The sequence below is a fragment of the Amycolatopsis ultiminotia genome (genome assembly GCF_039536925.1).
Classification (GTDB): Bacteria; Actinomycetota; Actinomycetes; order Mycobacteriales; family Pseudonocardiaceae; genus Amycolatopsis; species Amycolatopsis ultiminotia.
In genome coordinates, this window is the sequence record NZ_BAAAZN010000006.1 from 19,678 (window position 1) to 32,615 (window position 12,938).

The 12,938-nt window shown below is 70.8% G+C and carries 13 protein-coding genes; 6 read left to right on the forward strand and 7 right to left on the reverse strand.

Going from position 1 to position 12,938, the window contains the following annotated elements; genetic code table 11:
- Positions 1-72: 72 nt before the first annotated feature.
- From ABD793_RS15280 to ABD793_RS15295, 4 genes are all read right to left on the reverse strand, one after another.
- Positions 73-654, reverse strand: coding sequence for a methyltransferase family protein (locus tag ABD793_RS15280; RefSeq protein WP_344860225.1), 582 nt, complete (start codon positions 652-654; stop codon positions 73-75).
- A gap of 102 nt (positions 655-756) precedes the next feature.
- A complete protein-coding gene (locus tag ABD793_RS15285; protein WP_344860227.1) occupies positions 757-1,179 on the reverse strand; it encodes a hypothetical protein in 423 nt (140 codons plus the stop codon).
- Positions 1,180-1,412: 233 nt separating this feature from the next.
- Positions 1,413-2,234 (reverse strand): class II aldolase/adducin family protein, encoded by an 822-nt coding sequence (locus ABD793_RS15290; protein WP_344860229.1) that lies wholly within the window; start codon positions 2,232-2,234, stop codon positions 1,413-1,415.
- Positions 2,231-2,545 carry a hypothetical protein gene (locus ABD793_RS15295; protein ID WP_344860230.1) on the reverse strand — a complete coding sequence of 105 codons (315 nt, stop codon included), beginning with the start codon at positions 2,543-2,545 and terminating at the stop codon, positions 2,231-2,233. Before ABD793_RS15295 ends, ABD793_RS15290 begins: the two co-directional genes overlap by 4 nt.
- A 167-nt stretch (positions 2,546-2,712) precedes the next feature.
- Here ABD793_RS15295 and ABD793_RS15300 point away from each other — a divergent pair, with 167 nt between their 5' ends.
- Positions 2,713-3,477 carry a thioesterase II family protein gene (locus ABD793_RS15300; protein WP_344860232.1) on the forward strand — a complete coding sequence of 255 codons (765 nt, stop codon included), beginning with the start codon at positions 2,713-2,715 and terminating at the stop codon, positions 3,475-3,477.
- A 75-nt stretch (positions 3,478-3,552) separates the two neighbouring features.
- Here the strand turns inward: ABD793_RS15300 and ABD793_RS15305 are convergent, their stop codons facing one another.
- On the reverse strand, positions 3,553-3,777 hold the full coding sequence (locus ABD793_RS15305; protein ID WP_344860234.1) for a DUF5988 family protein: 225 nt from the start codon (positions 3,775-3,777) through the stop codon (positions 3,553-3,555).
- A gap of 238 nt (positions 3,778-4,015) precedes the next feature.
- On the opposite strand from ABD793_RS15305, the gene ABD793_RS15310 reads away from it, so the two are divergent.
- The 4 genes from ABD793_RS15310 to ABD793_RS15325 all read left to right on the forward strand — a co-directional run bounded on the left by ABD793_RS15310 (position 4,016) and on the right by ABD793_RS15325 (position 10,310).
- On the forward strand, positions 4,016-5,152 hold the full coding sequence (locus tag ABD793_RS15310) for a sensor histidine kinase (RefSeq protein ID WP_344860236.1): 1,137 nt from the start codon (positions 4,016-4,018) through the stop codon (positions 5,150-5,152).
- The gene (locus tag ABD793_RS15315; RefSeq protein WP_344860238.1) at positions 5,149-5,757 is read left to right on the forward strand and encodes a response regulator transcription factor; all 609 of its coding nucleotides are present in this window, start codon (positions 5,149-5,151) and stop codon (positions 5,755-5,757) included. The genes ABD793_RS15310 and ABD793_RS15315 overlap by 4 nt, the downstream gene beginning before the upstream one ends.
- 532 nt (positions 5,758-6,289) lie before the next feature.
- Positions 6,290-7,291 carry a transcriptional regulator gene (locus tag ABD793_RS15320; RefSeq protein ID WP_344860240.1) on the forward strand — a complete coding sequence of 334 codons (1,002 nt, stop codon included), beginning with the start codon at positions 6,290-6,292 and terminating at the stop codon, positions 7,289-7,291.
- 31 nt (positions 7,292-7,322) lie between these two features.
- The gene (locus ABD793_RS15325; RefSeq protein WP_344860242.1) at positions 7,323-10,310 is read left to right on the forward strand and encodes an amino acid adenylation domain-containing protein; all 2,988 of its coding nucleotides are present in this window, start codon (positions 7,323-7,325) and stop codon (positions 10,308-10,310) included.
- Positions 10,311-10,467: 157 nt separating this feature from the next.
- Here ABD793_RS15325 and ABD793_RS15330 read toward each other — a convergent pair whose 3' ends face one another.
- Positions 10,468-10,803, reverse strand: a complete 336-nt coding sequence (locus ABD793_RS15330) for a cupin domain-containing protein (protein WP_344860243.1) — start codon at positions 10,801-10,803, stop codon at positions 10,468-10,470.
- A 72-nt stretch (positions 10,804-10,875) separates the two neighbouring features.
- Here ABD793_RS15330 and ABD793_RS15335 point away from each other — a divergent pair, with 72 nt between their 5' ends.
- Complete coding sequence (locus ABD793_RS15335; RefSeq protein WP_344860245.1) at positions 10,876-11,829, forward strand: GlxA family transcriptional regulator; 954 nt, start codon at positions 10,876-10,878, stop codon at positions 11,827-11,829.
- A gap of 172 nt (positions 11,830-12,001) precedes the next feature.
- Here the strand turns inward: ABD793_RS15335 and ABD793_RS15340 are convergent, their stop codons facing one another.
- A complete protein-coding gene (locus ABD793_RS15340; protein ID WP_344860246.1) occupies positions 12,002-12,859 on the reverse strand; it encodes a MurR/RpiR family transcriptional regulator in 858 nt (285 codons plus the stop codon).
- Positions 12,860-12,938: the final 79 nt, after the last annotated feature.

Sequence of the window (12,938 nt, forward strand, 5' to 3'; positions counted from 1 at the left end):
ACAGCGGGAAAGGGGAAGGCCGCCGGAGAGTCTGGGGTCTCTCCAGCGGCCGTTCGTGAGGGCCTCGACGGCTCACCACACGCCGGGCACGAGCCGTTTCGTGCCGGCGCGGTAGGTCTCGTACGGACGGCCCAGTACCCGCACGAGTGCCTGCTCCTCCACGGTGACGCGCACGAGCACCGACACCAGCGGCAGCACGACCGTCAGCGCGAAGGAGAGCCAGTTGCCCGCGGCCAGGCCGTAGCCGGCAGCCAGCAGGAGCACTCCGGTGTAGCTCGGGTGCCGCACCCACCGGTACGGCCCGCGGGTGACCACCCGCTGGCCGCGGTCGACCTCGACCGTGGTGCGGAAAGCCTTGCCCAGCACCAGCACGGAGCAGCCGCGCAGCACCAGCCCGGCGCACATCACCCCGAGCCCCGTAACCTGCGCCCAGCCCGGGATTCCCGGCGAGGAGAAGCGCAACGCGCTGCCGGCGGGCAGCAGGAACTCGAAGACGGTGGCGGCCAGCGTGGCCGAGAGCGTCAATCCGACGACAACCCAGCGGGTGCCGCGGTCGGCGCCGGCGGAACCGGTGCCGCGCACCCGATCGCGGATCACGAGGGAGATTTCCAGCAGCAGCCACAGCCACGAGGTGACCTGGACGGCGGTGAACACGGTAGCGGACCCTTCCCGGGATGTCCCGGCTCCGCCGGATGCGGCGGAGCGGGACGGTGCGCTTCTCGGACAGGTTCCCCCAGGGCAGACCGGCCGGGCCGGTCAGCGCGCGAACGAGGCGCGGACCTTGCGTCCGTTGACCAGCAGGACGACGCCCAGCAGCACCACACCGCAGACGGCCTGCTCGATCTTCATCCAGGTCGGGAAACCGCCCGGCAGCGCGATGATCACCACGATCACCACGACCATGATCGCCGAGACGAGCCGCAGCCGCAGCAGCGCGCGCGGGTTGCCCTTACCGGCGCCGACCGCGAACGACAGCATCAGGAACGCGGTCACCGCGACGATCCCGCCGCGGATCCAGACCGCGTCGGTGACGAGGTCGGGGTGATTGCGCAGCAGCACGATCGCACCGAGGGTGAGCACGCTGATCACCGTGTAGACGACGACGAGCGATTTTGCCGTGCCGAGGGCGGACTTCGCATCCGGTGTGACGGCGGTGCGGGTGGCGGTCTTGGCGTTCACCGTGCCTCCTCCTTCGAAAGTGGTTCCGACTGCCGTCGGTATCTTGACCGAAACCAGTGTCGTGGAGGGAGCCGTTCACCCGGCAGTGAGTTCCTTCATCGGTCCGCCGTGACATTTGTAATGCAGGCCGCTCAGGGTTCCCCCTGAGGTCACCACAGCCGGACCGGCCTGTCAAGACACGCGCAGGGCGCCGCCCCGGGTGGTCCCCGTGGCGGCGCCCTGCGCGTGGCGGATCAGTCGAACAGGTCCGGCTCGGCGGCCGCGATCTGCTCGAACAGCGGCTGGAACTGGATCCAGCCCGCGTAGTCGTGCCCGGACTGCTCGTGGGTCAGCTTCGCGTTCTCCGGCGAGATCTGCTGCACCGGGCCGGCGGCCTTCGCCGCGAGCTGCGCCTGTGCCGAGCGCTCCATGGTGATGAACCACCACGCCGCCGCGTCGACCGTGGTGCCGACGGTGAGCAGGCCGTGGTTGCGGAGGATGACCGCCTTGTGCGAACCGAGCGTGCGCGCGATGCGCCGGCCCTCCTCCAGATCGGTGACCAGCCCGGTGTAATCCTCGAACACGGCGTGGTCGTCGTGGAACACGCACGCGTCCTGGGTGAGCGGCTCGAGCTCCTGTCCGGTGGCCGAAAGCGCCTTGCCGTACACCGAATGCGCGTGCGCCGCGCCCACCACCTCCGGACGGGCCTGGTGCACTGTCGAATGAATGACGAACGCTGCCTCGTTGAGCAGGTACTCACCCTGCACGACCTGCCCGTCCCGGTCGACCAGCAGCAGGTTGCTCACCTTGACGTGCTTGAACGGCACACCGAACGGGTTGACCCAGAAGTAGTCCGGGAACTCCGGATCGCGTGCGGTGATGTGCCCGGCCACCCCCTCCTCGAAGCCGAACCGGCCGAAGATCCGCAATGCGGCGGCGAGGCGTTCCTTGCGGTGCCTGCGTTCCACCGCCGGATCGTCGAACTGCGGTGGCACCGTGGCACGGTAGTGCCCGACGCGCTGTGCCTCCGGGATCGGCACGAGATCCTCGTGCCGCAACGGATCCCGCTCGCTCATGCCGCGGAGCCTGCCGTTTCGCTGCCCGCAGGCGCATCCTCGGACACCGGGCCGGCCGGCTGGGCCGGCACACTCAGGCCCGGCACGCTGAGCCCCTCGATACCGCGCACCGCCTCGAAAGCAGCTTCGATCGACTCCGCGAGCGTCGGCGTGACCTCGTCGTCGATGTCGAGCTTCGCCACCGGGACCGCGGCGTCGGTCGGGAGCGTGTCGTCACCGAAGGACACGTCGGCCCGGATGGCACTCTTGAGCGCCACCGATTCCTCGTCGGTCAGCTCGCGGTTCAGGACCAGGGAAAACTTGTACCCCATCGCTGCCCACCTCAATTCCGTCACTGCTGGACAATGGTCGTTCGGCCGGCGGGGACGGACGCTAGCCACCGTCCCCGCGGCCGCGCAAGCAGCCCGTCCAGCCGGGGCCGGTCCGCAGCTGAACACCGGTACGTTCCCGGGAAAACCCCGCCCGGAACGGAGAACCCATGTCCGCACCCCGATCCGACGACGGCCTGTGGTGCCGCCGGTACCGCGAGCGCCCGGACGCCGCGGCGCGGCTGGTCTGCTTCCCGCACGCCGGCGGCACGGCACCCTTCTACCGCCCGGTCCCGTTCGCGCTGCGCTCGGCCGTCGACGTCGTCGCGATCCAGTACCCGGGTCGCCAGGACCGCCGCGGCGAACCGGCGATCGACGACCTCGGCGTGCTCGCCGACCGCCTGCACGAGGTGCTGCGCGCCGAACCCGACCTGCCGCTGACCCTGTTCGGGCACAGCATGGGTGCGGTCGTCGCGTTCGAAGTGGCCCGGCGGTTCGAGGCCGAGGGCAGGCCGGTCGCCGGGTTGTTCGTCTCCGGCCGCCGCGGCCCGGCGACCGGCGGTGCGGAGGTCGTGCACCGGGGTGGGGACGAGGCGATCCTCGCCGAGATCAAGCGGCTCGACGGTTCGGCCGCGCTCGTGCTGGAGGACCCGGACCTGCTGCAGGCGGCGCTGCCCGCGCTGCGTGCGGACTACCGGGCGGTCGAGACCTACCGCTGCGCTGCAGGGGACACCGTGTCCTGCCCGATCGTCGCGCTCACCGGCGACGCCGACCCGAAAACGCCGGTCGCCGACGCACAGGAATGGGAACACCACACCACCGGCGATTTCACCCTGCGCGTGCACCCCGGCGGGCATTTCTTCCTCACCGCCGAGATGCCGAAGATCATCGATCTGCTCGACACGCATTTCTCCGGTGCATCGGCACCCTGCTGAACCGGGTGTCCAAGTGCGTCACGGCCGCGGCTGAACGCCTCTCGCGCCCGGACCCGGCGCGAGAGGCGCGGCCACCTACTCGGCCGCTTTCGTGCGCATCGTCCAGCGGAAAACCGGCTCGGAGCGTGGTCCGGGGACCCGCTCGAAGTGCTCGTAGCCACCGAGGTGCGCCACCTTGACCTTGTCCTGCGACGCGGTCACCACACAGGCTCTGGCGGCACCGGGAATGCTTTCCGGACCCCCTTCGAGGGTGCCGGAAACCGTACTCTCCGTCGCGTTTTCCTGGCCGACATCCGTCATGACGAAAACTCCTTGGATAGTTTCTCCACCCAGTGCGAAACAATTCCCCTCAGGCCGGCGAGAATATCGCACAGATCACACCCCGGCGCCGGTCCGGCTGAACGCCCGGCGGCCGCGCCGCACCGCTGGGCCTTTCGGACCATGACAAAAGTCATGGCCGCAACGATGTGCCTGCTCACTACAGGACGCTCCGGTACCCGGGCACGATGGGCTCCGCAGCAGACCCGGAGGGAGCACCGTGCCCGACGAAGACGAGGTGCGCGCGCAGCGCCGGCCCGGCGGTGTCACGCCGCGGTGGGCGCAGGGCTGGCGGCGCCTCGCACTCGCCTCGGGCATGCTCATCTACCCCGTGGTGGCCGCCGTCGCGGTGACCCAGCACGCCGGCAGCCCCCGGGACGAAGCGCTCGGCCTGCTGATCGTGGCGTGCTTCTGCGTCTGCTACGTACTGGCCGCACTCGCCGCCGCCCACCTGGCGTGGCGACGATTCCGGTGGCTGCAGGCCGGGACCGCGGCGCTGTTCCTCGCGGCGCTGCCCTTCGCCCAAGCCGAAGCCTTCTTCCTCGGCGCGGTCGTCATCGCCGTCGCCACGTACTTCCTCGGCAGGCGCGCGCTGCCCTACGCCGCCGTCGCGACGGTGGCCGCGGTCGTCGTCCCGTGGGCGGTCCGGCCGTGGCACAGCGGTCCGGGCTGGCTCGAGGGCATCATGATGGCCAGCACCGTGCTGATCGTGCACGCGTTCTCCGAGACGGTGCGCGCCAACGGCGCACTGCTGGAGGCGCGCGCCGAAGTCGCCCGGCTCGCGTCCGTGTCCGAACGGGCCCGGATCGCCCGCGACCTGCACGATCTGCTGGGCCACTCGCTCACCGCCATCGCCATCAAGACCGATCTGGCGCACCGCATCGCGACCAAGGAGGAATCCGGTGCGGTCGCGGAGATCGACGCAATCGGCAAACTTTCGAGGCAGGCGCTGACCGACGTGCGCGCGGCCGTGTCCGGCTACCGCGACGTGACGCTGACGACGGAACTGGCCCGCGGCAAGGAACTGCTGCGGGCCTCCGGCATCGCGGCCGACCTGCCCACCGCGACCGAGGTACTCGACACCGCCCAGCAGGAGCTCTTCGGCTGGGCGGTACGCGAAGGCCTGACCAACGTCGTTCGCCACGCGCACGCGAGCCGGTGCGCGGTCGTGCTGTCGCCGTCGGCGGTCGAGGTGCTCGACGACGGCGCGGCGACCGGTGCGCCCGAGCACGGCAACGGGCTGGCGATGCTGCGCGAACGCGTGGCACTCGCCGGCGGCACTGTCCACGCGGGACCGACCGGAGCCGGCTGGCGGCTGCGGGTGTCGCTGGAGCGGAAGGCGGCGACCCCGGCATGACCATCAGGCTGCTGCTCGCCGACGACCAGGAACTGGTCCGTGAGGCGCTGTGCTCGTTGCTGGGCCAGGAGGACGATTTCGAGGTGGTCGCCGCGGTCGGCCGCGGGGACGAGATCGTGGCCGCGGCGACCGAGCGCGATCCGGACGTGGCACTGCTGGACATCGAGATGCCCGGCCTGGACGGACTGGCCGCGGCCGCGGTACTGCACGAGCGGATGCCGGGCTGCCGGATCATCATGCTCACGACGTTCGGCCGCGCGGGCTACCTGCGCCGGGCGATCGAGGCGGGCGCGGTCGGTTTCGTGGTCAAGGACTCGCCGGCCGACGTGCTCGCCGACGCCATCCGCCGGGTGCGCGACGGTGAACGCGTCGTCGACCCGGCGCTGGCCGTGGCCACCCTCGCAGCGGGCGAGTCCCCGCTGACCGCCCGGGAGCGCGACGTGCTCATCGCGGCCCGGTCGGGGGCGAATATCGCGCAGATCGCCACCCGGCTGTATTTGTCGGAGGGCACGGTACGCAACTATGTCTCGGCCGCAACTACCAAAACGGGTACTCGTAACCGGATCGAGGCCCTGCGGGTCGCCGAGGAACGGGGGTGGTTGTGACCGGGACCACGGGCACCCGGCACCCTCGACACTGGGGCAAAACGGACATAATGGAGATTGTTTGACTTGCCGAGGTTGCTCCTGGTGAACCCTTGACACAACTGGGTGAATCGGTAATTCTGAATTCGCGAGCGGCAGCACTGCCGAACCTTCTGGCCAACTGTTCTGGGGGACATATGGCTAAGCGGTTTTTTGCGGCCGATACGGCTGCACTACGGGCTCTGCGCCCGTATCCGTCACCACCACGCCGGGCTCGATGCCGCCCGGCGGGCAGCATGAAATCGTCGACTCCTCTTCGGGTTATTCCCCGTGCCACCACCAAAAACGGTCGGTTCGAGCAGTATACGGGGAACGCGCACCGCAGTGCGGACGAGCCGGGTCCGGCCCCGGCCGGGAAACCTTAGCCACTTCCTGTTGTTCGCTTTTTTTCACCGCTTGTTCCGCTGCCTGTCATCGGCGCAAGCGGTGCCGTTTTCCTGCCCGCGGCGCGGCGGGCACACCCGATCCGACTTTTTCTGGGGAGTTGAACCGCGTGACCAGCGCTCATGATTTCGTCCCGCCCGGACACCCGCGGCCGGTGCGCCTGACCGGCGTCACCGCCGCCCGCGCGCAGGTGCCCGTTGCCACCCTGTTGCCCGCCGACTCGCCACGCCGCAGCGGAGCCGACCCTGAGCACGTCGCACGGCTCGCCGCGATCGACGGCCCGCTGCCGCCGATCCTGGTGGACCGCCGCACGATGTGCGTCATCGACGGCACGCACCGGCTGCTCGCCGCGGCCGCGAACGGGCACGCCACGATCGAGGCCGAGTTCTTCGACGGCACCGCCGAAGACGCGTTCCTGCGCGCGGTGCGGGCCAACGTGACCCACGGCCTCCCGCTGTCCCAAGAGGACCGGCGCGCAGCCGCGGGGCGCATCGTGTCGACCCATCCGCACCTGTCCGACCGGGCCATCGCGCACGTCGCCGGACTGAGTGCGAAGACGGTCGCGATCGTGCGGCGCGGCCTCGGCGACGCCGCCGGCCAGCCGGCCGCCCGCGTCGGCCGTGACGGCAAGCTGCACCCGCTCGACAAGGCCGCCGGCCGCAATCGCGCCGCCGCCCTGATCGGCGAGTACCCGGACGCTTCCCTGCGCGAGATCGCCCGCCGGGCCGGCGTTTCCCCGGCAACGGTCAGCGACGTGCGCAAGCGCTTGGCCTGCGGTGCTCCGCCCGCCGGGACCACCGCGCCCGCACCGGGGAACACCGCGCCCATGCCCGCACCGCCTCCCCCGGCACCGGCACCCGCCCCGGTGCCGATGCCCGACCTCCGGCGTCCGGACCCCGGCCCGCTGCTGGCGAAGCTGGTGCGCGATCCGTCCTTGCGCAGCAGGGAGGACGGCCGCCAGCTGTTGCGGCTGCTGCACCGGGACGCGGCAGCCAAGAACGAGCTGTCCACGCTCGCCACCGCGGTGCCCTCGCACTGCACCGAGGTGGTCCACGGGCTGGCGCGGCACTACGCGGAAATGTGGCTGGAGTTCGCCCAGCAGCTCGGCTGATCCCCTCCCTCCCCTGCCCCGAGGAACCGCCATGGCACAGGCTCGTTTCCAGCGCCCCGTCTCACCCACCGAATGGTGGTTCCTCGGGCATCCGCCCGAGCTCTCCGCCGCCGTGCAGATCGTGGTGGAGGGCACCGGGCCGCTGACCGTGGCACAGCTCGGCGAAGCCGTGGCGATCGCCTCGGCAGCCTGCCCCGGCTCGCGGCTGGTACGGGAGGGCAGGCAGTGGATCGACAGCGGGGTGACGCCACCGGTGCGGGAGGCCGACCGCGCGGAACTGCTGGCACCGTTGTCCGGCAGTACCTGCGAGGTGCTGGTGCTCGACGGCAGCCCGCGGTCGATCGTGTTCCGCGCCGACCACGCGGTGATGGACGCCAACGGCGTACTGACCTGGTCTCGTGACGTGTTCCGCGCACTGCGCGGCGAGGAACCGCTCGGCGCACCGGATCCGGTGAGTGACAAGGAGGTTTTCGACGACCTCCCGGAAATCGACGACCTCACGATCCCGGAATACGCGTGCGCGCCGGTGCTCGGCGCACTCGAACCGACCGACCACTCCCGCGCGGTCACCGGACGCCGCAGTGTGCAGGGCACCCATCCCGGCCTGGCGGCAAAGCTGGCGACGGTGCTGGTTTCCGCCACCGGACGGGAATCGGCGGTGTTCCACATCCCGGTCGATCTGCGCCACCTCATCCCGGACACGCGCAGTACGGCGAACCTCTCGGCAGGGTTCGCCTTGGCAGTGCGCGCGGACGAGGACGCCGACAGTGTCCACTCGAGACTGCTCGCCGAACTCGCCGCGGGTGCCGCGACGGGCAAGGCACCACCGGTGAGCCTGCTGGAGATGCCGCTGGAGCAACTCGGCGAGGTACTCACCACGATCGACCGGCGAGCCCGTGAGCGGGACGCTTTTCCTTCTCACGCATCGATTTCGCACGCCGGCCGGGTCGGCGCGGACACCTGGTGGAGCCCGGAGTTCGCCGGTCGCACCGGCTACCTGATGGCCCGGCCCGCCCCCGGTGGTGCGCCCGACTTCAACATCCTGGAAGTCGGCGACCGCACCGAAATCACCCTGTCCTGGTGGGACGGACCGGACACCGCGGACCGGATCGAAGACCTGCTCGACCGTGTCGTCGACGGGCTTTCGCCGGAACGGCACTGGCCCGGCAACGAAACCGCGGTCGTGCAGGACGTGCAGACCGACGTGGTCACGCGGGTGCTGCGCCAGGCCGAGCTGACCCCGCACGCGATTGCGGTGTCCGGACCGGACGGTGACCTCGGCTATCGCGAATTCACCCACCGTGCCAAGGTGATCGCCGCGGCGCTGCGCGATCTTGGCGCCGGCCGGGAGACGCTCGTCGGGGTCGTCGGCGATCGCTCGAGCGCCGCGGTCACCGCGCTGTGGGGCGTACTGCGTGCAGGCGCGGCGTACCTGCCGATCGACGCGCACCACCCCGACGCCCGGATCCGGGGCCTCCTCGAGGATTCCGGTGCACCGGTGTGCCTCGTCGAACGCGCCCACGACCGCGGTTTCGCGCCACCCGGCTGTGCCACCGTGGTCATCGAGGACCTCGACTACACCGCGGACCCGGAGGTCCCCGAACCGGCGCCCGCCGACGACCAGCTGGCCTACGTCATCTACACCTCCGGCTCCACCGGGAAGCCGAAGGGCGTCGAGATCGACCACGGGGCGCTGCGGAACTACGCGCACTGGGCCGTGCGCGAGTTCGCGCTGGACGCGACCACCCGGGCGCCGTTGCTCGTGTCCCTCGGCTTCGATCTGGCCGGCAACACGCTTTTCCCGCCGCTGCTGGCCGGCGGTGCGATCGTCACCTGCCCCGGCGAGATCAGCAACGAGCTGCTGGAGCGGCTGCTGACCACGTCCGGCGCCACCACGCTCTCCCTGACCCCCTCACACCTCGCGCTGATCAACCGGCTCGGCGTCACGGCCTCCGGTTTCCGCACCCTCGTGGTGATCGGCGAACAGCTCACGACCGCGGTGGCCCGGCGCGCGCAGGAGGTGTTCGGCCCGGAGTGCGTGGTGGTCAACAGCTATGGCCCCACCGAGGCGACGGTCATGATGACCGTGCACCGCTTCGACGCCACCACCGACACCGACGCGGCGGTGCCGATCGGCGTGCCGGTCGACAACAACACGGTGGTGCTGCTCGATCCGCACGGGCGGCCGTCGCGCTCCGGAGAGCTGCTCATCGGCGGGCGGCAGCTGGCCCGCCGTTATCGCGGTCGCCCGGACCTGACCGCCGAACGCTTCGTCACCCTCGCCGACGGGCAGCGCTATTACCGCACCGGTGATCTGGCCCGCATCCTGCCCAGCGGTGAGCTGGAATTCCTTGCCCGCACGGACGATCAGGTGAAGGTGCTGGGCCACCGGATCGAACCGGCGGAGATCGTCGCGGCGCTGGAAGCCCACCCGGCGGTGCGCCAGGCCGTGGTGGTGCCGCGGGCCACCGGTGAGCAGAAGGTGCTGTGCGCTTACGTCGTCGGCGACCCCGTCGGCACCGACGCGTTGCTGGCCCACCTCGCCGACCGGCTGCCCCGCTACATGCTCCCCGCCGCGACGGTGTTCGTCGACGACATCCCCCGCACGCTCAACGGCAAGGCCGACCCGGGCGCGTTGCCAAACCCGTTCCCCGGCACCGCCGAGGCAGTCACCCACGATCCGCTGACCGCCCGGGTCGCCGAGATCTGGGCCGGGCTGCTTGGCACCGCCGCCGAACGCATCGCGCCCACCGCGGATTTCCACGAACTGGGCGGCAATTCGCTGCTGCTGCTGGCAATGCTCGCCGCCCTCACCCGCGACCTGCTCGGCGAAACCCGGCACGACCTGATCACGGCCGAACTGCCGCGTCTGGTCCGCAAGCCCACCCTCGCCGCCGTCACCGCGGTGGCGAAAGACCTGCTGGCCGCACCGCCGGGGGAAACCTCGGGGCCGGAATCGCAACCCCCGTCCGCGGATGACCCGGAACAGGTCCCGCTCCCGGTACCAGAGCACGGCTGACACCCTGGGCATGGTCCGACAACGGTTTCGGCCGGTGCCTGCCATGCTTGCCGGTCGTGTCGCGGTTCAGTTGCTTTCCGCCGATCACTGCATGCTGATCATGCGGGCCGGCCACGCGCTACGACCAACCAGCCGTCGTCCTGCCCGCTGTCATCACCTAGCCCTCCGGGTAGAAGAGGAACAGCGTGCAGCCCGTGGTGGTCGAGGGCACGTGCCACGTTCCGGCCGGGGCGTGCAGGAACGTTCCGGCCGGGTAGTCGCGTGCGCCGTCGTGGAACGTGCCCTCGACCACGTACACCTCTTCCGGGCCGGGCTCGTGGACGTCGCGGTGCGGCCACGTCGTGCCCGGGTCCATTTCCAGCACGTTGGCGTGCGCGCCGCCCGGTCCTTTCCACAGTGGACGTAGCCGGATCCCGGGAAAGAGTTCGCGGACCGGGGATTCGGTGACGGAGACGCCGGTGTAGCCCTCCTGGGCGAGGATCTCGGGATGCATATCCGCCACGGTGCCGTCCGCGGGCCGGGTCCGGACAGTGTCGGAAAAGACACGGCAGGGTATTTTTCTGCCATGCATCGGGTAGTGGCGCTGGTGCGGCCAGTGCAATCGACGTTCGAACTCGGCTGCGCTGCCGAGGTCTTCGGCACGCACCGGGCCGGCGTGCCGCAGCACTACGAGTTCGAGGTGTGCACGGAAACGCCCGGTCCGGTGGCGACGTCGGCCGGCTACGCGATGTCCGTGTCGCGGGGCCTTTCGGCACTCGCATCCGCGGACACCGTGCTCATCCCGGGCTGGGCGCCGGTGGAGGCGCCGCTTTCCGCCCCGGTGCGGCGTGCGCTGCTACGGGCGCACGCCCGTGGAGCGCGGCTCGTCACGATCTGTTCCGGGGTGTTCGCACTGGCCCGCACGGGGCTGCTGGACGGTCGCTCGGCCACCACGCACTGGGCGCGCGCTGCACAGCTGCGCCGGGAGTTCCCCCAGGTGCAGGTCGAACCGGACAAGCTCTACGTGGACCACGGCGACGTCGCCACCAGCGCCGGGGCGGGCGCGGGTATCGACCTGTGCCTGCACCTTGCCCGGCAGGACCACGGGAGCACCCACGCTGCCCTGATCGCGCGGCACATGGTGATGCCGCCCCACCGCGAGGGCGGCCAGGCGCAGTACGCACCACCACCACCGACCGCGGACGCACTGGACGGCCTTCTCGAATGGGCCGGCGCCCGCCTCGGGGCACCATTGCCGGTGAGCGACCTCGCCGCGCAACTCAACGTCTCGCCCCGCACGCTGGCCCGGCGCTTCGCCGATCAGCTCGGCATGAGCCCGGGTGCGTGGCTGCTGTCCCGCCGGGTGGCGCAGGCACGCACCCTGCTGGAGGAAACCGACCTGCCGGTGGAGGCAATAGCGGCACGCGTCGGTCTCACCTCGGCGGTCAACCTGCGCCGCCGCTTCCGCACCCAGGTGGGCACCACCCCGGGCGCCTACCGGCGATCGTTCCGGGGCACGGGCCACCCGGCCGAACGCTGACCGCGACCGTCCATCATGGACAACTCGCCACCACCCGCGAGGCGATCGAGGCGAATGCACGCGACGGAGACTTCGCCAACGGCACTTGGTGAACTCCGTGCTACTGCGGATGCCGGGACGGGTATTTCGGTCGCCGATCTCTGCGTACCTCAACGAACTCGCACCGCGCCCGCTATTCGCCGACGAAGATCCTCAGATCGGTGTAGGAGGTGTCGATCCGCCGCATCGCGTCTTCGGCTCGGGCGGGATCGGCACGTGCGGTCAGCGCGATGAGTGCCTCCACGACGGTCAGCGCCGGTGCGAGCGAGGTGCGGGGAGCCGGGCTCTCCGACGGGGCGATGAGCGTGAGCTGCGCGGACGACGCAAGTGGCGAGACCGCGCTGTCGGTCAGCGCGAGCACGCGGACACCGGCGGCAGCGGCCGCCGCGGCGGCGTCCACGGTTGCCCGGTAATAACGATGGAAGTCGACGGCGACCAGCACATCTTCCGGCCCGAGCAGGCCGAGTTGCTGGACTGTGGAGACGAGGTCCGCCGGCTGGTCGGCGGCGACGCCGAGCAAGCGCAGTGAAGACGCCAGATGAGTGGCGACCGGGCCCGCGACGCCGAACCCCAGCACGAGCACCCGGCGGGCCCCGGCCAGCGTTTCCGCAGCGGCGGCGAGGTTCGCCGGCGAGGCGGTCCGGGCCAGCTGATCGAGGTTGCGCCGCGCCTGTGCAAGCACTCCCTCGACCATTGCCGCCCCGTCGCCGGTCTCCGGGCCGCTGCTGAGTTCCTGCAGGAAGTGCGGGTATTTCGAGAGCGTCGAGCGCAGGGAGCGCTGCAGGTGCGGGTAGCCCTCGAAGCCCAGCCGTTGCGCCAGCCGCACGACGGTGGCGGTGTGCACGTCCGCGCGTTCGGCGAGTTCGGCCGCGGGAAGGTAGGCGACGGCGTCGAGGTCCTCGAGCATCGCCCGAGCGGCCTGACGTTGCGCTTTGCCCAGCGTGGGCGCCAGCGTGGCGAGCTGCGTACGCAGCTCTTCGGGTTCGGCCATCACCTGCTCCTCGGGTCTTCGACGATCGAGACGATCATGCCGCACCACTGCAACGATTGCAAGCTTCATTGCAGATAGC